The organism is Microbacterium sp. XT11 (assembly GCF_001513675.1).
In the GTDB taxonomy this organism is placed as follows: Bacteria; Actinomycetota; Actinomycetes; order Actinomycetales; family Microbacteriaceae; genus Microbacterium.
Genome location: NZ_CP013859.1, coordinates 1,734,010 through 1,752,932 on the forward strand (window position 1 = coordinate 1,734,010; position 18,923 = coordinate 1,752,932).

The 18,923-nt window shown below is 71.6% G+C and carries 17 protein-coding genes; 9 read left to right on the forward strand and 8 right to left on the reverse strand.

What is annotated here, in order from left to right; genetic code table 11:
• Nucleotides 1–11: 11 nt before the first annotated feature.
• Both AB663_RS08040 and AB663_RS08045 read right to left on the reverse strand, forming a co-directional pair.
• Entirely contained in the window at nt 12–1,055 is a 1,044-nt protein-coding gene (locus AB663_RS08040; protein WP_067197752.1) for an ATP-dependent DNA ligase, read from the reverse strand.
• 137 nt (nt 1,056–1,192) lie between these two features.
• Nucleotides 1,193–2,644 (reverse strand): phytoene desaturase family protein, encoded by a 1,452-nt coding sequence (locus AB663_RS08045; protein ID WP_067197755.1) that lies wholly within the window; start codon nt 2,642–2,644, stop codon nt 1,193–1,195.
• 45 nt (nt 2,645–2,689) lie between these two features.
• On the opposite strand from AB663_RS08045, the gene AB663_RS08050 reads away from it, so the two are divergent.
• A complete protein-coding gene (locus tag AB663_RS08050; RefSeq protein ID WP_067197757.1) occupies nt 2,690–3,184 on the forward strand; it encodes a hypothetical protein in 495 nt (164 codons plus the stop codon).
• A 26-nt stretch (nt 3,185–3,210) separates the two neighbouring features.
• On the opposite strand, the gene AB663_RS08055 is transcribed toward AB663_RS08050, so the two are convergent.
• The 3 genes from AB663_RS08055 to AB663_RS08065 form a co-directional block, all read right to left on the reverse strand.
• Nucleotides 3,211–4,152, reverse strand: a complete 942-nt coding sequence (locus AB663_RS08055; RefSeq protein ID WP_067197759.1) for an SDR family oxidoreductase — start codon at nt 4,150–4,152, stop codon at nt 3,211–3,213.
• Nucleotides 4,153–4,268: 116 nt separating this feature from the next.
• Nucleotides 4,269–5,504 (reverse strand): acyl-CoA dehydrogenase family protein, encoded by a 1,236-nt coding sequence (locus AB663_RS08060; protein WP_067197764.1) that lies wholly within the window; start codon nt 5,502–5,504, stop codon nt 4,269–4,271.
• Nucleotides 5,505–5,876: 372 nt separating this feature from the next.
• The gene (locus AB663_RS08065; RefSeq protein WP_067197766.1) at nt 5,877–6,539 is read right to left on the reverse strand and encodes a TetR/AcrR family transcriptional regulator; all 663 of its coding nucleotides are present in this window, start codon (nt 6,537–6,539) and stop codon (nt 5,877–5,879) included.
• Nucleotides 6,540–6,748: 209 nt separating this feature from the next.
• Here AB663_RS08065 and sucC point away from each other — a divergent pair, with 209 nt between their 5' ends.
• Nucleotides 6,749–7,915, forward strand: coding sequence for an ADP-forming succinate--CoA ligase subunit beta (sucC, locus tag AB663_RS08070; protein ID WP_067197768.1), 1,167 nt, complete (start codon nt 6,749–6,751; stop codon nt 7,913–7,915).
• Nucleotides 7,916–7,944: 29 nt separating this feature from the next.
• Nucleotides 7,945–8,847: a succinate--CoA ligase subunit alpha gene (gene sucD / locus AB663_RS08075; RefSeq protein ID WP_067197771.1), complete on the forward strand. Its 903-nt coding sequence runs from the start codon at nt 7,945–7,947 to the stop codon at nt 8,845–8,847.
• A gap of 201 nt (nt 8,848–9,048) precedes the next feature.
• On the opposite strand, the gene AB663_RS08080 is transcribed toward sucD, so the two are convergent.
• Nucleotides 9,049–9,624 carry a TetR/AcrR family transcriptional regulator gene (locus tag AB663_RS08080; RefSeq protein WP_067197773.1) on the reverse strand — a complete coding sequence of 192 codons (576 nt, stop codon included), beginning with the start codon at nt 9,622–9,624 and terminating at the stop codon, nt 9,049–9,051.
• 74 nt (nt 9,625–9,698) lie between these two features.
• On the opposite strand from AB663_RS08080, the gene AB663_RS08085 reads away from it, so the two are divergent.
• The gene (locus tag AB663_RS08085; protein WP_067197775.1) at nt 9,699–10,100 is read left to right on the forward strand and encodes a VOC family protein; all 402 of its coding nucleotides are present in this window, start codon (nt 9,699–9,701) and stop codon (nt 10,098–10,100) included.
• 77 nt (nt 10,101–10,177) lie between these two features.
• Here the strand turns inward: AB663_RS08085 and AB663_RS08090 are convergent, their stop codons facing one another.
• Complete coding sequence (locus AB663_RS08090) at nt 10,178–11,593, reverse strand: NCS2 family permease (protein ID WP_067197778.1); 1,416 nt, start codon at nt 11,591–11,593, stop codon at nt 10,178–10,180.
• Between the two features lie 91 nt (nt 11,594–11,684).
• On the opposite strand from AB663_RS08090, the gene AB663_RS08095 reads away from it, so the two are divergent.
• The 5 genes from AB663_RS08095 (at nt 11,685) to AB663_RS08115 (ending at nt 17,508) form a co-directional block, all read left to right on the forward strand.
• The gene (locus AB663_RS08095; RefSeq protein WP_232304509.1) at nt 11,685–13,046 is read left to right on the forward strand and encodes a cell division protein PerM; all 1,362 of its coding nucleotides are present in this window, start codon (nt 11,685–11,687) and stop codon (nt 13,044–13,046) included.
• Between the two features lie 92 nt (nt 13,047–13,138).
• Nucleotides 13,139–13,726, forward strand: a complete 588-nt coding sequence (gene purN, locus AB663_RS08100) for a phosphoribosylglycinamide formyltransferase (protein ID WP_067197780.1) — start codon at nt 13,139–13,141, stop codon at nt 13,724–13,726.
• Between the two features lie 32 nt (nt 13,727–13,758).
• Entirely contained in the window at nt 13,759–15,366 is a 1,608-nt protein-coding gene (gene purH, locus AB663_RS08105; RefSeq protein WP_067197782.1) for a bifunctional phosphoribosylaminoimidazolecarboxamide formyltransferase/IMP cyclohydrolase, read from the forward strand.
• 70 nt (nt 15,367–15,436) lie between these two features.
• Nucleotides 15,437–17,008 carry a DNA-3-methyladenine glycosylase 2 family protein gene (locus AB663_RS08110; RefSeq protein WP_067197783.1) on the forward strand — a complete coding sequence of 524 codons (1,572 nt, stop codon included), beginning with the start codon at nt 15,437–15,439 and terminating at the stop codon, nt 17,006–17,008.
• Nucleotides 17,005–17,508 (forward strand): methylated-DNA--[protein]-cysteine S-methyltransferase, encoded by a 504-nt coding sequence (locus AB663_RS08115; RefSeq protein WP_067197785.1) that lies wholly within the window; start codon nt 17,005–17,007, stop codon nt 17,506–17,508. Before AB663_RS08110 ends, AB663_RS08115 begins: the two co-directional genes overlap by 4 nt.
• A gap of 13 nt (nt 17,509–17,521) precedes the next feature.
• Here the strand turns inward: AB663_RS08115 and xylB are convergent, their stop codons facing one another.
• The gene (xylB, locus tag AB663_RS08120; protein ID WP_067197786.1) at nt 17,522–18,922 is read right to left on the reverse strand and encodes a xylulokinase; all 1,401 of its coding nucleotides are present in this window, start codon (nt 18,920–18,922) and stop codon (nt 17,522–17,524) included.
• Between the last annotated feature and the right edge of the window lies 1 nt (nt 18,923).

The window sequence follows — 18,923 nt, forward strand, 5'->3', positions numbered from 1 at the left end:
GCGCAGAAGCCTCAGGCGAGGACGTCGGCCAGATCGTAGCCGGCGACCGTGTCGAGCTGCTCGTACGTGCATGTGCGCGCGTCGCGGTCCGGACGCCAGCGCTCGAACTGCACGGTGTGCCGGAACCGTGCTCCTTCGAGCTGGTCATACCGCACCTCGAGCACGCGTTCGGGGCGGAGCCGCACGAACGAGACGTCCTTCGCCCCGCTGAACCGCGAGCGCTCGCCCTCGCCGGTGACCGCCGCGCCGGACTCGTCGCGTTCGACCAGCGGCGCGAGCTCCTCCACGAGCTCCTTCCGGCGGGCGTCGCTCCACGCCGCCACCCCGCCGACCTGACGCAGCACGCCGTCGGAGTCGTACAGCCCGACGAGCAGAGAGCCGACGCCGGACCCTGACTTGTGCACCCGGTAGCCGAGCGCGACGACGTCGGCTGTCCGGGCGTGCTTGATCTTGATGAGCGTGCGCTTGCCGGGTGCGTAGGGCTGGTCCAGCGGTTTCGCGACGACGCCGTCGAGCCCCGCGCCCTCGAACTCGGCGAGCCACCGTACGGCCGCGTCGCGGTCGCGCGTCGTCCGGGTGAGGTGCAGCGGATGTCCGACGCCGCTCATGAGCCCTTCGAGCCGGGCCCGGCGCTGTTCGAACGGCAGATGCCGCAGATCGTCATCGCCTTCGGCCAGAAGATCGAAGGCGATGAACATCGCTGGCGTCTCGGCCGAGAGCTTGGCCACGCGCGACGCCGCCGGGTGGATCCGCTGGCTCAGCGCCTCCCAGTCCAGCCGCTGGGCGCCGTCGGGGCCCGTCGCCACGACGATCTCGCCGTCGAGCAGGCAGGGGCCGGCGAGCAGCGAGGGGATGGCCTCGACCAGCTCCGGGAAGTAGCGGGTGAGGGGCTTCGCGCCACGCGAGCCGATCTCGACGGCCTCGCCGTCCCACGCGATGAGCCCGCGGAAGCCGTCCCATTTGGGTTCGAACAGCAGCCCGCCCGGTGTCTTGGCGGGGTCGGGAACGGATGCCGCCGCCTTCGCGAGCATGGGAGCCGGGATCTCGTAGCGCATGCGTCCATCCTTGCCAGTCCGAGACGGCGCCGCCACACCCGTCGGATCACCGTGTCGGATCAGCGTGTCGGATCAGCGTGCCGGATCAGAGTGTCGGATCAGAGTGTCGGATCACCGTGCCGGATCAGAGTGTCGGATCAGCGGAAGAGCTCGTCGAGCGTGGCAGGTGTCCCCGCGTCAGCGAGCGCCGTGCGGGCGGCATGCCATCCCGCCATGCCGTTGACGCCCGGACCCGGCGGGGTGGACGCCGATGCGAGGTAGACGCCGCGCGCCGGCGTGCGCCACGGCGCGATGCCCCACGTCGGGCGGCGGAGGGCCTGCGCGATCGTGAACGAACCGCCCAGGATGTCGCCGCCGATCTCAGCGGGATTGACGGCCTCGCGTGCCGATGCCGGTACCGAGTGCGTCGCGAGGATCCTGTCGCGGAAACCGGGGGCGAACCGTTCCACCTGCTGCGTGATGAGCTCGGCGGCGTCGATGCCGGAGTCGTGCGGGACGTGGATGTACGACCAGAGCACCGCCTTCCCCTCGGGAGCCCGGCTGGGGTCGAGCACGGAGGGCTGCACGGCGAGCACGTAGGGCCGCTCGCTCACGATCCCGCGGGCGACGGCGTTCTCGCTCGCCCACACCTCCGCCTGCGTGCCGCCGATGTGCACGGTGGGGGAGCGGGCGACGTCGGGGTTCGTCCACGGAACCGGCCCGTCGAGGGCGAAGTCGACTTTCGCGGCGGCCGGACCGTAGCGGTACGCCTCGATCGCGCGGCGGTACCGTGCGGGGAGGTCGGGGAGAGACAGCGCGAGGCGCGGGGACGTGTTGAGCAGCAGGATGTCGCCGCGGCGGGGATCGCCCCAGTCGAGCTCGGCGAGGTCGGCGACCGGCGAGCCCGTCTCGATCACGCCGCCGTGGGCGCGGAGGTCGTCGACGAGAGCGTCGGCGATGCGCTGCGCGCCGCCGCGCGGGTACATCCACCCCCCGGCATGCGCCTGTGCGGCCAGCAGCAGTCCCGCGGCCGCACCGGCGAGGGACGGCAGGGGCGTGTTCGCGTGAGCGAGCACACCGGCGATGAGCCCGGCCGCCTCCTCGGAGCGGAAGGACTTCGCGGCGAGCGGAGTGCCCTCCTGCAGCATCCGCAGGGCGTACCGGATGGCGGTGACCGGGGCGGCCGGCATCCGGATCATCTGGTTGCCGGTGAAGTCGACGACGCCCTCGATGCGGGTGCTGAGCGGGCGCAGCAGCGAGAGCCACGCGGCCCCATCCCGGCCGAGGCCCTCGGCCGTGCGCTCGATGTCGCGCCATGCGATGCCGGCGCGGCCGCCGTCGAGCGGATGCGCGTAGGAGATCTCGGGGACGATCCAGTCGACCCGGTCGGCGAGCCCGAACGCGCGGAAGAACGGGGAGGCCAGAGCGGCGGGGGGCACGGCCGAGCACACGTCGTGCCGGAAGCCGTCGAGCGTGCTCGCCGCGGTCCGGACGCCGCCGCCGACGGTCGGCGCGGCCTCCAGCACGCGCACGTCGTACCCTGCGCGGGCGAGCGCGACGGCCGCCGAGAGTCCGTTCGGACCGGATCCGATGATGGTCGCTCGTGCCATGCGCCCAGTCTTCCACGCGGCGCAGGGAGTGCGATCATGGAGGGGATGAAAGAAGTCCAGGGCCCGACCCCCACAGGAACCTCCCGCCCCTACCGTTCGCTGGCCGAGGCGTTGCGTGCGCACCGCGTCCCCGTCGAGAACCACGAGTTCATCGCCGCGATCACGGATGCGGTGGGCATCACGTCGTACATCGACCGCGGACGGTACATCGAGGCGCTGCGTCGCGGCGAGGGGGCGTCCCTGCACATCGGTCGCACGTACACGAACGGCTTCGCGGAGGACGAGGTGATCGTCGTGGGTTCGACGCCGCTGCGTCTGCAGCCGAGCGAGGGCCGCGCGCCGTACTTCTACGTCGACCACCCGAGTGAGTTCCTTCCGGCATCCGCGCCCGCGCGGTCGTCGCGGGCGTCGTCGTCGCGCACGAGCGCTCCGCGCACCCCCGCCGCGCCGCGCACCCCGAAGCCGGTCGAGCGCGACTACGGCGTGTGCGACGTGTGCTTCATGGTGAAGACGCCCTCAGGAGGGTGCGGCTGCGACTGACGCGCGGCGTTACGCGCCGGGGCATGTCAGCGGCCGACGCGCACCCCGGTCAGCTCCTCCGAGAGGTCCCAGAGACGTGCGGCGGCCGCGGCGTCGCGCAGCGGACGGTAGAGCGGCTGCGCTCCGGGAGCGCCGCCGAGGTGCCCGAGGCCGCTCGGCCCGTAGAGGGTTCCCGGCTCGGCATCCGGTGACGCGGCGGCGAACAGCGCCGGTTCTCCGGCGCTCTCCGGGGTGCCGAAGAGGATGCCGCGACGTGAGAGCGCGCCGATGACGCGCCGACCGGACGTGTCGGAGGTGCGGCCCAGGTCGCCGCGTGCGGCGAGCAGGTTGGTGGGCGCGACGCCGGGGTGCGAGAGCGTGCTCGTGATGCTCCAGCCCTCCGCGCGACTGCGCCGGTCGAGCTCCAGCCCGAACAGCCCGACAGCGATCTTCGATTGACGGTAGGCGGCCATGCCGTCATAGCTGCGCGTCCAGTTCGGGTCGTCCCAGTTGATGCGGCCCCTGCTCGCGGCGACGCTGACCTGCGAGGTCACGCGCGCCCGCCCGGCGCGCAGCAGGGGCATGAGATGTGCCACGAGGGAGAAGTGCCCCAGGTGGTTGGCGCCCAGTTGCAGTTCGAATCCGTCGGCGGTCTCCTGCCTCGTCGGTGGAGTCATCACGCCGGCGTTGGCGATGAGGATCCGGATCGGCACGCCCTCGTCGCTCAAGGTCCGTCCCAGCGCGGCGACGGAGTCGAGCCGCGACAGGTCCAGCTCCCGCAGGCTCAGCCGCGCGTCCGGAACGTCGTGCCGGATGCGCTCCATCGCGGCCTCGCCCTTCGCCGGGTTGCGGACCGGCATCACGACCTCGGCCCCCGCGGCGGCGAGCCGGCGGGCGATGCCGAGCCCGACACCGTCGCTGGCACCGGTCACGACGACGCGCTGATCGTCGAGGCGGGGAATCGGGTGAACGGCTGTCGTGCTCGGCATGGTGGCTCCTCCGTTGCTCGGATTCCATGCTCGCCGCGATCGGGAGGCTCTTCCAGGGACCGTCGGTCCCCCTCTGGCGTCCTCGCCCGACGCGGAGGGCCGACGCGCACCGGGGGTCAGGCGAAGGCGCTCAAGCCCGTGATGTCGCGGCCCAGGAGCAGCGCCTGCACGCTCTCGGTGCCCTCGTAGGTGTGGATCGCCTCGATGTCAGCCATGTGCTGCATGACGCCGTTCTCGAGCAGGATGCCGTTGCCGCCGAGCAGGTCGCGCGCGATCGCCGCGATGCGGCGGGCGGCCCGGGTGTTGTGGAACTTCGCCAGCGAGGCCTGCGTCGGCCGAAGCTCGCCGGCGCTCTCCAGGTCTGCCAGGCGACGGCAGTAGAGCTGCATCGCCGTGAGGTCTTCGAGCATGTGGGTGAGGCGCTCCTGCACCATCTGGAACTTCGCCAGCGGCTTGCCGAACTGCACGCGCTCCTTCGCGTACGCGAGCGCCGCCTCGTAGCACGCGGTCGCGTGGCCCAGAGCCGACCACGCGACCCCCGACCTGGTCGCGTAGAGCACGGTCGAGGCGTCCTTGAAGCTGTGCGTGCCGGGGAGCACGGCATCCAGGGGCACGCGCACGTCGTCGAGCACGATGTGCGCCTGGTGGATCGCGCGGAGGGACGCCTTGCCGCGGATCGGGGTGCCCGTGTAGCCGGGGGTGTCCTGCTCGACGAGGAAGCACCGGACGGCGCCGTGCTCCTCGGCATCCGCGTCGTTCACCCGTGCCCACACGAAGGTGATGCCGCCGGAGGCGCCGTTGCCGATCCACTTCTTCGCGCCCCGGATCACCCAATGGTCGCCGTCGCGCCGGGCGACCGTCTCGAGCGACACCGAATCGGAGCCGTGGTCGGGCTCGGTGAGCGCGAACGAGCCGAGCACCGAGCCATCGGCGAGAGCGGTGAGCCATCGGTCCTGCTGCTCGGGCGACCCGAAGAGGGCGAGCGTGCGCAGCGCCAGGCCGCCCTGCACGGCGAGCACCGTGCCGAGCGAGCCGTCGCCGCGTGAGATCTCCATGTTCACGAGTCCGGCTGCCAGAGGCGACAGACGCGTGAGGGACGGATGCTCGATGCCGTCGACGACCAGGTCCATCTCGCCCATGCGGCGCGCGACGTCGAGGGGGTACTCGCCGCGGTCCCACGCCTCGGCCATGCGCGGCCCGACCTCGTCGATGTACGCCTTCGCGCGGTCCCAGGCCTCGCGATCGGCGGCGGGGATGTCGGCGAAGACGGCGTAGTAGTCGCTGTCCTGCCGTCCGGTGACGTCGTACGACGAGACGCGCTCGCCCGGGAAGGGGGTGGCTTCGGTGCTCATGGGGACTCCTTCGTGGACCTGAGTATCGTACTCCCCGATACTGGGTTCCAGAAGCGGGGCGACGCCGTCGCGACCCTGTGCGTGCGACGGGCGGCCGCGTGTGCGAAAAGTCGGACTCTCTGCGCGACACGCCGTGGCGTGCCGGTCGCCGACGGCGTGTCGGCGCGGAACTCCGACCTTTCGTGCGCGCGGGGGTGGCGGGCGCGCGGGGCGGCGGGCGGCGGGGTGCGCGGGGGGCGGCGGGGCCCGCGGGGGCCGTGCCGGTGCGGGGGCCGTGCCGGTGCGGGGGCGGCGGGCGCGCGGGGCGGCGGGCGCGCAGGGCGCGCGGGGGCGCGCGGGGGTGGTGCCGACGCGGGGCCGTGCCGGCGCGGGTCAGTCGAGCTGCGTGCGGAGGCGCCGCGTGACCTCGGCGATCGGCATCGACCGGGGGAACACCGCCACCACGACGTCGTCGGGCGCCGCGGCCGCGGCATCCGCGGGAACGCCGTACCGGCGCCGGACGTCGGCGAGCGCGGCCTGCAGCGTGGAGAGCGGCACCTTCTTCTTGCCGCGAAGCAGCTGGCGCAGCACGTGGTTGTGCACCGCCGTGACCAGCGCAGCGAAGCCGACGGCGTCGAGCGGGTCGACTCCGGGGAGTGCGCTGCGCAGGTAGTCGTCGAACAGCCGCTCGTAGCGGAACACCGTGATGATCTCGCGTTCGCGGAGCACCGGCACCCGGCGCACGACCTGATAGCGGCGGCGGGCGAGCTCGGGATCCCGCGCGAAGTGGGAGAACACCGACTCGGATGCTGCACACACGGCGCCCCAAGGATCGTCGTGCCCTTCGGCGAGGAACTCGCGGAGCTGTTCCAGCAGCACCTCGTGGTCGGCGAAGACCACGTCCTCCTTGCCGCCGAACTGGCGGAAGAAGGTCGACCGCGAGACGCCGGCGGCCTTCGCGATCTGTTCCACGGAGGTCTGATCGAAGCCCTGCGTCTGGAACAGCTCGAGCGCTGCGGCGACGACGGCGGAGCGCGGTTCTGTGGTGTCTCGCATAGCGAAAGCCTAGAACCTCGGATGCGTCGCACCACGGATCGTTTCGCCCTCGGACGCTCCGGATGCCGCGGAGAAGGCGCGTCCGCGCGGCGCTCCTGCGGCCCGGGCGCGGCCACGGGGCGGTCAGGTTGGGGTAGTAAGCTGGGGGACTGGTCGATGTCTCGACATCGAGAGAACTACCAGGCCGCAATCCCAGTGAAGGAACCACAGTGGATCTGTACGAGTACCAGGCACGAGACGTTTTCGAGAAGTACGGAGTGCCGGTCCTCGCCGGCATCGTCGCCGACACCCCTGAGGAGGTGAAGGCAGCCGCTGAGAAGATCGGCGGAGTCGTCGTCGTGAAGGCCCAGGTCAAGACCGGTGGTCGCGGCAAGGCGGGCGGCGTGAAGGTCGCGAAGACCCCCGACGAGGCGTACGAGGCGGCCAAGGCGATCCTGGGTCTGGACATCAAGGGCCATGTCGTCAAGCGCGTGATGGTGGCGCAGGGCGCTCGCATCGCGCAGGAGTTCTACTTCTCCGTGCTGCTCGACCGCGCCAACCGGTCGTACCTCTCGCTGTGCTCGGTCGAGGGCGGCATGGAGATCGAGCAGCTCGCGGTCGAGAAGCCCGAGGCGCTCGCGCGCGTCGAGGTGAACCCGCTCACCGGCATCGACAAGGACAAGGCCGTCGAGATCGCCCGTGCGGCGAACTTCCCGGAGGACCTCGTCGAGAAGGTCTCCGATGTGTTCGTGAAGCTCTACGAGGTCTACAAGGGCGAGGACGCCACGCTCGTCGAGGTCAACCCGCTCGTGCGCACCGAGGACGGCGACATCATCGCGCTCGATGGCAAGGTCACTCTCGACGACAACGCGTCGGAGATCCGCCACCCCGAGCACGAGGAGCTCGAGGACAAGCAGGCCGCCGACCCGCTGGAGGCGAAGGCCAAGGCCAACGGCCTCAACTACGTCAAGCTCGACGGCGAGGTCGGCATCATCGGCAACGGCGCGGGTCTCGTCATGTCGACGCTCGACGTCGTCGCGTACGCCGGCGAGAACCACGGCGGCGTGAAGCCGGCGAACTTCCTCGACATCGGCGGCGGCGCGTCGGCCGAGGTCATGGCGAACGGCCTGGACGTCATCCTCGGCGACCCGCAGGTGAAGAGCGTGTTCGTCAACGTCTTCGGCGGCATCACCGCCTGCGACGCCGTCGCGAACGGCATCAAGGGTGCGCTCGAGACCCTCGGCTCCACTGCATCGAAGCCGCTCGTCGTGCGCCTCGACGGCAACCGCGTCGAAGAGGGTCGCGCGATCCTCGCCGAGTACGCGCACCCGCTGGTCACGCTCGCCGCCACGATGGACGAGGGCGCCGACAAGGCCGCCGAGCTCGCGAACGCCTGATCCGCCCGAGAGACACAAGGACTAGAGAAATGTCGATCTACCTCAACAAGGACTCCAAGGTCATCGTCCAGGGCATCACCGGCGGCGAGGGCACCAAGCACACCGCGCTCATGCTGAAGGCCGGCACGCAGGTCGTCGGCGGCGTGAACGCCCGCAAGGCCGGCACCACGGTCTCGCACACCGACAAGGACGGCAACCCCGTCGAGCTGCCCGTCTTCGGCTCCGTCGCCGAGGCCATGAAGGAGACCGGCGCAGACGTGTCTATCGCCTTCGTCCCCGGCGCCTTCACGAAGGACGCGATGATCGAGGCCATCGACGCCGAGATCCCGCTGCTCGTGGTCATCACCGAGGGCGTTCCGGTCGGCGATTCGGCCGAGGCATGGGCCTACGCGAAGAGCAAGGGCAACAAGACCCGCATCATCGGCCCGAACTGCCCCGGCATCATCACGCCCGGCGAGGCGCTCGTCGGCATCACGCCGGCCAACATCACCGGCAAGGGCCCGATCGGCCTCGTGTCGAAGTCGGGCACCCTGACGTACCAGATGATGTACGAGCTGCGCGACCTCGGCTTCTCCACCGCCATCGGCATCGGCGGCGACCCGGTCATCGGCACCACGCACATCGACGCGCTCGAGGCGTTCGAGGCCGACCCCGAGACCAAGGCGATCGTCATGATCGGCGAGATCGGCGGCGACGCCGAGGAGCGCGCTGCCGAGTACATCAAGGCGCACGTCACCAAGCCGGTCGTCGGCTACGTCGCCGGCTTCACGGCTCCCGAGGGCAAGACGATGGGCCACGCCGGAGCGATCGTCTCGGGCTCGGCCGGTACCGCCCAGGCGAAGAAGGAGGCCCTCGAGGCCGCCGGCGTCAGGGTCGGCAAGACGCCGTCCGAGACCGCTGCGCTCATGCGCGAGATCGTCGAAGCACTCTGACGCGACAGTCGTCTCGAGAGGACCCCGGGCTCTGCCTGGGGTCCTCGTGCGTTCGCGGGCGGAGGCGGCCGGTTCCAGTCGTGCTTCACAGCCGTTTCCCGGCCGGAAGTCGGGCTCTGCGCCTTGGTGCCGGCGGCGCTCTCCTGAGCCGGCGCAGATCGCGACGGGAACCGCGATGCCGCGGCGAACGGCCTCGCGGGATCAGGAGCCGAGCACCGCGTCGAGCAGCCGGTCGAGCGCGTCGTGCGCGTAGCCGCGCGCCGCGGCATCCGTCGGGCGCTCGGAGAGCCAGAGCGCGAGCTCGTTCATCGCGCCGGAGAGGGCCGCGGTGAGGGCGTCGAGCCCGGGAGCGGCGACGCCAGCCTCGGCGAGGCCGGTGCGCAGCTCCGCGGCCGGACCGTCGGCGTCGAGGCGCCGCCAGTCCTCCCAGCTCAGCACAGCGGGGCCGTCGACCAGGAGCACACGCGCGGCCGCGCCGGCCGTGATCGCATCGAGGAACGCGTGGCTGCCCACGCGGAGCGCGGGTTCAGGGCCGCTTCCCTCCGTCGCCGCCACGATCGCGTCCGCGACCTCTTGCTGCTGTGCGCGGGCGACGGCGGCGAAGAGGCCGGGTTTCGAGGAGTAATGGTGGTACACCGCGCCGCGCGTGACGTCGGCGGCGCGCGCGATGTCGTCGACGGACGCTGCGGCGTACCCGTGGGCGGAGAAATGCTCTGCGGCGACCGACAGGATCCGGCGGGCGGTCGCTGCGGCCTCGGCGGCCGATGCTCTGGGCATGGAGGTTCCCTTACGTGCGTTGTGTATGTATTCTAGGGCGACCGATACAAACACGATGTACGTAAAGGAGTGTCATGCGCATCGCCAGCTTCTATCCGGTGCTGATGGTGGAGGACGTCGCCGCCTCGGCGGACTTCTACCGCGACGTGCTCGGATTCGAGACGACGTTCGAGGCGGACTGGTATGTGAGCCTGCGGTTCGAGGGCGGAGAGCTCGCGATCCTCGATCGCACGCACGAGACGATCCCGCAGGGCTTCCGCGAGCCGGTGCGGGGCCTGCTCTTGAACGTCGAGGTTCCGGATGCCGCGGCCGAGCACCGGCGCCTGGTGGCAGAGCGCGGTCTCCCCGAGCGCCTCACGCTGCGCGTCGAGGACTTCGGCCAGCGCCACTTCATCGTGGAGGCGCCGGGCGGCGTGCTCCTCGACGTGATCGAGCCGATCGAGCCGTCGGCGGAGTTCGCAGCCGCCTACGCCTGAGGCGCATCGGCCGGCGACAGGACGACAGGGGCGGATGCTGCAGCCCGCAGCATCCGCCCCTGTCACGCGGGCGCGACTCAGACGCCGAAGAGCGCCTCGATCGGACCGCGCGCGAAGAAGAGCACGAACCCGACGCCGACGACCCACAGCAGCGGGTGGATGGTCTTCGCCCGTCCGGAGAGGGCATTGACGACGATCCAGCTCACGAAGCCCGCACCGATGCCGTTCGCGATCGAGTAGGTCATGGGCATGACCGTGACGGTGAGGAACACGGGCAGCAGCACGCGGAAGTCGCTGAGGTCGATGTTCTTGATCTGCGAGAGCATCATCGCGCCGACGAGCACCAGGGCCGCAGCCGCGACCTGACCGGGAACGAGCGAGGTCAGCGGCGTGAAGAACATCGCGAGCAGGAACAGCACGCCCGTGATGGTGGTCGCGAAGCCCGTCCGTGCGCCCTCACCGATGCCGGCGCCGGACTCGACGAACACGGTCGCCGAGGAGGAGGACGTGCCACCGCCGGCGATCGCACCGACGCCCTCCACGATCAGGGCCGACTTGATGCGCGGGAAGTCGCCCTTCTCGTCGGCGAGGTCGGCCTCCTTGGCGAGACCCGTCATGGTGCCCATGGCGTCGAAGAAGTTCGAGAACAGCAAGGTGAAGACGAACATCACGAGCGCGACGACGCTGACCTTCGTCAGGTCGAAGCCGAAGCTCACGTTGCCGACGAGACTGAGGTCGGGGAGGCTCACGATGCTGCCGGTGAAGCCGAAGTCGAGCCCGAACGGCCAGATGAGGTTCACCACGGCCGCCAGTACGGTGCCGCCGACCAGGGCGATGAGGATCGCGCCCTTCACGCGCAGGGCGATGAGCACGCCGCCGATCAGCAGGGTCAGCACGAAGAGCAGCGTCTCCACCGACGCGACGGAACCGTCGACGCCGAGCCCGACCGGCGGCGAAGGGTTGAGCGTCGAGCTCACGAAGCCGGAGTTCACGAAGCCGATGAAGGCGATGAAGAGGCCGATGCCGACCGTGATCGCGAGCTTGAGCTGCACCGGGACCGCGTCGAAGATGAGCTTGCGGAGTCCGGTCGCGGCGAGGAGCACGATGATGACGCCGTTGATCATCACGAGCGCCATGGCCTCGGGCCACGTGACGCTGCCGACGACCGAGAAGGCCAGGAACGCGTTGATGCCGAGGCCCGCGGCGAACGCGAAGGGCAGGCGCGTGACCAGGCCGAACAGGATCGTCATGACGCCGGCGGTCAGAGCCGTCGCCGCGGCGACAGCGGGGCCGGCGAGCGTGTCGCCGTTGACGTCGGGGGTGGCGAGGATGACCGGGTTCAGGATCACGATGTAGGCCATCGTGACGAACGTCACCAGGCCCCCTCGGATCTCGGTACCGATCGTCGATCCGCGCTTGGTGATCTCGAAGAACCGATCGAGGGCGCTGGCGGGTTCGGTGGCGGCTGGGGCGGGGGACGGGGCAGTTGTCATCGGGAAACCTCCGGAGAAGACGCTATCGTGTCGCGGATGCCGCGCGCGCCCCCGAAGGCGCCCGTCCAACTCGTCGTAGTCTCGAAGGGTCATGCACCGCGTCCTCGTCGCCCTCCTCGCCGCCTTCGACGCCGCCATCGCGGCCGCCGTCGGACTGGCTGCGCTGCTGGCTCCCCTCACGGTGCTGTGGACGCTCGCGTTCGGCATCACGGCGGACTGGGGCGCGCTGTGGCCGCTCACCGGGACTCTGTGGCAGTTCGGCCACGGGGTGCCCGTCGACATCGCGATCCCCGTCGAGACGCTCACGGCGCTGGGCATCGCACCGGATGCCGCGACGTTCACGCTGTCGGTGACGCCCCTCGCCTTCCTGCTGTTCACGCTGCTGTTCGCGGCGCGGTCGGGCGCACGCGCCGCCCGGGCGGGGACATGGCTGCTCGGATGCCTGTCCGGCACGGCGGCGTTCACCGTGATCGCCGTCGTCGTCGCGCTCACCGCGCGGCTGGAGGCGGCGGTCACCCCGCTCGTGCCGGCGATCGTCGCGCCCGCTGCCGCGTATCTCGCCGGCGCGCTCGGCGGAGCGATCCGGACCGTGTGGGAGGACGGCGACGGAGGCCTGCTCGATCGCCTGCACGACGTCATCGACTCCTGGGGCGACTGGGGCCCGGTCCCCGCTGCCGCGGTGCGTGGCGCGGCCTTCACGATCGTCGCGCTCACGGGCGCCTCGGCCGTCGCGGTCGCCCTCATGACCTTCCTGCGCGGCGGTGAGGTCGTCGCGCTGTTCCAAGCCGCCAGGGTCGACGTGCTCGGCGCCGTCATGATCACGCTCGCCCAGTTCGCCTTCCTGCCGACGATGCTCGTGTGGGCCGCCTCCTGGATCGCCGGTCCGGGCTTCTCTGTCGGAACCGGCACGGCGGTGTCCCCGGCCGGAACGCAGTTGGGGGTCGTCCCCGGCATCCCGGCGTTCGGGCTCCTGCCGGAGAACAGCTCGATCTGGATGCTGGTGGTGGTGCTCGTGCCGATCGGCGCCGGTGCCCTCGCCGGGTGGGCTGTGCGGTCGCGCCTCGTCTGGGAGGGGACCCCGCTCACCACTGCGCAGCGCGCGACCATCGTGGCCGGCATCGCCGTGCTCGTCGCGGCTGTCGCGGCTGTCGTGGCAGCCCTCGCCGGCGGATCGATCGGACCGGGCCGTCTCGCCGAGGCCGGCCCCGAGGTGCTGCCGTTCGCCCTCGTCCTGGGCGGCGAGGTGCTGCTGGGCGCGGCGATCCTGCTGCTCTCCCCGCGCAACCGCGACGAACTCGCCGAGGAGCGCACCGACCGCTGGATCGCCGAGATGGCGGCATCCGATCTGCTTCCAGGCGGCGCTGCCGATGGCACGAACCACGACACGGTGGAGCTGGACGAACTCGACGGGATGCCCGGTGCGACGGGTGATCCGGGCGCCCCGGCGCGCTGATCCCGACGCCGCACCGCCCGTCGGTCACGCACCTCGGAAACGGCTCCGACTCCGGGGCAAGGGGGTCTTGCCGCCACGGGTAGACTGGGCGCGTGCTCACGGTCGCCGTTCTCATCTCGGGCACCGGCTCGAATCTTCGCGCCCTCCTCGAGGCCGCTCGTCATCCCGATTTTCCGGCGCGCGTCGTCGTCGTCGGGGCCGACCGGGAGGCAGACGGCCTCGCGCACGCCGAGGAGTTCGGCATCCCCAGCTTCACCGTGCCGTGGCACGAGCACGAGAGCCGCGAGGCCTGGGGCGAAGAGCTCGGACGTCAACTCGACGTATGGAGCCCCGACCTCATCGTGCTGAGCGGTCTGATGCGGCTGCTTCCGCCGGCGCTCGTCGCCCGGTACGCCCCGCGGATCATCAACACGCATCCCGCGTACCTCCCGGAGTTCCCCGGCGCGCACGGCGTCCGCGATGCGCTCGCGGCCGGCGTGACCGAGACCGGTGCCAGCGTGATCGTCGTCGATGACGGCGTGGACACAGGACCCGTCCTCGCGCAGGAGCGCGTGCCGGTCGTCGAAGGAGACACCGAGCACACCCTGCACGAGCGCATCAAGCCCGTGGAGCGACGGCTGCTCATCGACGTGGTGCGACGCATCGCGACCGGTGAGCTGTCCCTGACCTCCGCATCCTGAACACACGCCCGAACCGCACGAAGGAGCCCACCATGGCCGGCCCCCGCCACGACCCCTCGCTGTACCGAGACCGCGACACCGTCCCGATCCGCCGTGCGCTCGTCTCGGTGAGCGACAAGAGCGGACTGCTCGACCTGGCGGCCGCTCTCGCCGAGGCGGGAGCCGAGATCGTGTCGACCGGGTCGACGGCCGCCACGATCCGCGACGCGGGCTTCGCCGTGACCGACGTGGCCGCGGTGACCGGAGTCGCCGAGATGCTCGACGGGCGGGTCAAGACGCTGCACCCGAAGGTCCACGGCGGTCTTCTGGCCGACCTCCGGCTCGACGACCACGAGCGTCAGCTCGCCGAACTGGGCATCGAGCCGTTCGAGCTGGTTGTCGTGAACCTGTATCCCTTCGTCGAGACGGTGGCGTCGGGTGCTGAGGGCGACGACGTCGTCGAGCAGATCGACATCGGCGGTCCTGCCATGGTGCGCGCGGCCGCGAAGAACCACGCGAACGTCGCGATCGTCGTGTCGCCGGAATCGTACCCGTCGATCATCGAGGCGATCGCCGCAGGGGGCACCACCCTGTCGCAGCGTCGCGAGCTGGCGGCACGCGCCTTCGCGCACACCGCCGCTTACGACACTGCGGTCGCTCAGTGGTTCGCCGAGGACACCCTGCACGAGGAGGGCGACCTGCCGGCCCACCTCACGATCCAGGCCGAGCGGCTGGCCACCCTGCGCTATGGCGAGAACTCGCACCAGCGCGGCGCGATCTACACGCGCGCCGGCGGCCACGGCATCGCCCAGGCGAAGCAGCTGCAGGGCAAGGAGATGTCGTACAACAACTACGTCGACGCGGATGCCGCGCTGCGCGCCGCGTACGACATGGTGCTTCCCGCCGTCGCGATCATCAAGCACGCCAACCCGTGCGGCATCGCGACCACTGCACCCAACGCGCTCGACCCCATCGCCAGCGCCCACCTGCGGGCGCACGAGTGCGACCCGGTGTCGGCGTACGGCGGCGTCATCGCGGCCAACGGCACCGTCACGCTGAAGATGGCAGAGAACCTCAAGGACATCTTCACCGAGGTGATCGTCGCCCCCTCGTTCGAGCCGGCCGCGCTCGAGGTCTTCAAAGCCAAGAAGAACCTTCGTCTGCTGCAGCTGCCGGAGGACTGGCAGCAGGAGCGCATGGACGTGCGCCTGGTGTCGGGCGGTCTGCTGCTGCAGGACGCCGACCGGTTCCCCGACGACATCGTCTCGGTCGCGAAGAACTGGGAGCTCGTCTCCGGTGAGCGCCCCAGCGACCAGGAGATGGAGAACCTCATCTTCGCGTGGAAGGCCTGCCGCGCCGTGAAGTCGAACGCCATCGTGCTCGCCAAGGGCAACGCCACGGTCGGGGTCGGCATGGGCCAGGTCAACCGCGTCGACTCGTGCCGCCTCGCGGTGGAGCGGGCCGGCGATCGCGCGGCCGGATCGGTCGCGGCGTCCGACGCGTTCTTCCCGTTCGCCGACGGACCGCAGGTGCTCATCGACGCCGGGATCTCGGCGATCGTGCAGCCGGGCGGCTCGGTGCGCGACGACGAGGTGGTGGATGCGGCGCGCAAGGCCGGCGTGACGATGTTCTTCACGGGGGAGCGCCACTTCTTCCACTGAGTCCCTCCGGCGGCACCGTGATGTCCGATTTCCGCCAGTCGGGGACGGATGCCGGTGGCAGAGTGGAGTCATGAGCTTCCCGCTGACCGACTTCGACGAGCGCTACCGCGCGATCAGCGCTCGGGATACCCGGTTCGACGGGCAGTTCGTGACGGCTGTCCGCTCGACCGGGATCTACTGCCGGCCGAGCTGCCCCGCCCGCACGCCCAAGCCGGAGAACGTCACGTTCTTCCCGACGAGTGCGGCGGCCCACGAAGCCGGTTACCGGGCGTGCAAGCGCTGCCTTCCCGAAGCCGCACCGGGCTCGCCGGCGTGGAACCTCCGCGGCGACGCGGCTGCGCGCGCCATGCGGCTCATCGCCGACGGCGTCGTGGAGCGCGAGGGCGTGCCGGGGCTCGCCGCGCGGCTTGGGTATTCGACCCGACACCTCACCCGACTGCTCACGGCGGAGCTCGGGGCGGGTCCCCTCGCGCTCGCTCGGGCGCACCGGGCGCACACCGCGCGGATGCTGCTGGTCGGCACAGACATGCCCGTGTCGGAGGTGGCGTTCTCCGCAGGTTTCGCGAGCATCCGTCAGTGCAACGACACCATCCGCGAGGTCTTCGGCATGACGCCGGTCGAGCTCCGGGCGCGCCGCCCCGCGGGCGGAGGTGCCGCCCCGGGAGAGATCGACCTCGTGCTGCCGCATCGCGGTCCCCTCGACACCGCAGGCGTCTTCGCCTGGATGGCGGCGCGCGCGGTCCCGGGCGTGGAGGATGCCACGGCCTCGTCGTTCTCGCGGCATCTGCGGATGCCGGGAGGACCGGTGTGGTTCGAGGTGCGTCAAGACCCCGCTGCACGGCTGCATCTGCGGGCCAGAGTCACGCGGCTCGGCGACCTCGCCCCCCTCGTGTCCACCGTGCGGCGCATCTTCGACCTCGACGCCGACCCCGTCGCGATAGACGAGGCGCTGTCCTCCCACGCAGAGCTGGCTCCGCTCGTCGCGCGGACGCCCGGCATCCGGGTACCCGGCTCCGCCGATCCGCACGAGATGCTGATCCGCGCGATGATCGGCCAGCAGATCACGGTCGCGGCGGCACGCACCGCTCTGACGGCGCTCACCGAGGCGCTGGGGGAGCGAACCCCGGACGGGATGCTCTTCCCGACGATGACGGCGATCGCCGAGCACGGCGCCGAGGTCCTCCGCGGTCCGGCGGCGCGCATCCGCGCGATCACCGGGGCGGCGGCCGCGCTCGCCGACGGGTCGCTCACCCTGACCGTCGGCGACGACGCCGGCGAGCAGCGCGCCGCTCTGCTCGCCATGCCAGGCATCGGCCCGTGGACGGCCGATTACGTGCGCATGCGGATCCTCGGCGATCCCGACATCCTCCTGCCCGGTGACGTCGCGCTGCGAGCGGGCGCCGCAGCATCCGGGCTTCCGGGCGAGCCCGCCCCGCTCACCGCGTGGGCCGTCCGCGCGGCACCGTGGCGCAGCTATCTCAGCGCACACCTCTGGCGGGCCGCACCGGTGCGCGCGCCGCGTGCGCCCGGCGCCGCGCGCTCGAGCCGCACCGCCGGCTCAACCCGCTCAACCCGCTCAACCCGCACTGCCCCGACGTCACCGGTCTCGGTGGTAGCCGGTTCGACGAAGGAGAAATCATGACCGCGATCATCCAGACCATCGACACTCCGGACGGACCGTTCACGATCCTCGCCGACGATGAGCAGCGGGTGCTGGCCTCGGGCTGGACGTCCGACCGAGATGCCATCCTCGCGCGGCTCGCGCCCGTGCGTCGTCCGCGCACGGTGACCGAGGGGCGTACCGAGGCGGCCGAGGCCGCGGCCGCCTACTACGACGGCGACCTCGCCGCCATCGACACGGTCGCCGTCGCGCAGGCGGGCACGGCGCTGCAGGTCGCCGGGTGGGCCGCCCTCCGCACGATAGCTCCGGGCGCGCCGCTGACCTACACCGGTTTCGCCGCAGCGCTCGACAATCCTCGTGCCGTGCGCGCCGCCGCGGCGATCTGCGCGCGCAACGCGCCGGCGCTGTTCGTGCCGTGCCATCGGGTGCTGCGCTCGGACGGCTCGCTCGGCGGCTTCGCCTGGGGTCTCGCGGTCAAGGAAAGCCTCCTCGCGCGCGAAGCGACGGCTGCCGCCGCGTGATCCGCCCCCGGTGTCAGGGCAGCCGGGCGGCGTACTGCGAGGTGATCTCGGCGCGGTGATCGGGCGCGGGCTGCGCCGCGATCGACAGCGGCCACGTCGGCCGCTCGCCGTTCAGCGCCCAGGCGGCTTGCACTGCGGCGCCGCGTGCGACGTACTCGCCTGGCTCCGGGACCACGACGGGCGCGTCGAACACCTGTGCGGCGACCGCCTGGACGGCCGGGCTCTGGGCGGCTCCGCCGATGAGCAGGATGCGGTCGGCGCGCACCCCGTGCGCACGGATGGCGTCGAGGCCGCCGGCGAGCCCCGCCAGCACGCCCTCCACGGCTGCTCTGGCGAGGTTCTCGCGTGTGGTGGCGGCGAGGGTCATCCCAAACAGGGTGGCGGTGGCGTCGGGGCGGTTGGGCGTGCGCTCGCCCTCGAACCACGGCTGCAGCACGAGGCCGCCGGCTCCGGGCTCGGCGTCGAGCGCGAGCCGGGCGAACTCCTCGTGGTCGACTCCGAGCAGTGCGGCGATGCCGTCGAACACCCTGGCCGCGTTGAGGGTCGTGATGATCGGCAGGTAGCCGCCGGCGGCGTCGGCGAACCCCGCCACCGTGCCGCTCGCGTCGTGCACCGGCACGTCGGTCACGGCGAACACCGTGCCTGAGGTGCCGAGAGAGACCGCGATGTCACCCGCCGTGGCGCCCAGGCCGAGCGCCGCGGCGGCGTTGTCGCCGGCTCCCGCGGCGACGAGGTGACCGGCGCCCTCGACGTGCTCGGCCGGTCCGAGCACACGGGGGAGCACGACCTCGGCGGCGTCCCGGCGGAGGGCGAGAGACAGCAGCTCGCGGTCGTACCGGTCGTGCTTCGAGTCGAAGTAGGCGGTGCCGCTCGCGTCGGAGCGATCGGTGATCAGCTCGTCGAGCACGGGGCCCCTCGGGGAAGACGCCGCTGGCCCGTATCCGCGCAGGCGCCAGGTGAGCCAGTCGTGCGGAAGGGCGACGGCTGCGACCCTCGCGGCGTTCTCCGGTTCCGCATCGGCGAGCCAGCGCAGCTTGGTCGCGGTGAACGACGCCACCGGCACGAGACCCGTGCGCTCGGCGAGCGCCGCGGCGCCCACCTCGCGGACGAGCTCGGCGGCGGCGTCCGCCGAGCGGGTGTCGTTCCACAGCAGTGCGGGGCGGATGACCTCGCCGTCGGCGTCGAGGGCGACCATGCCGTGCTGCTGCCCGGCGATCGACACAGCGGCCACGTCGTCGAACCCGTCGGCATCGGCGATGGCGCTCTGCAGCGCGACCAGCCAGTGCGCGGGGTCGACCTCGGTCCCGTCGGGGTGCGCGGCCCGGCCGGTGCGCACGACGGCGCCCGACTCCGCGTCGACGATCACGACCTTGCAGCTCTGCGTCGAGGAGTCGACGCCGGCGACGAGTGTCATC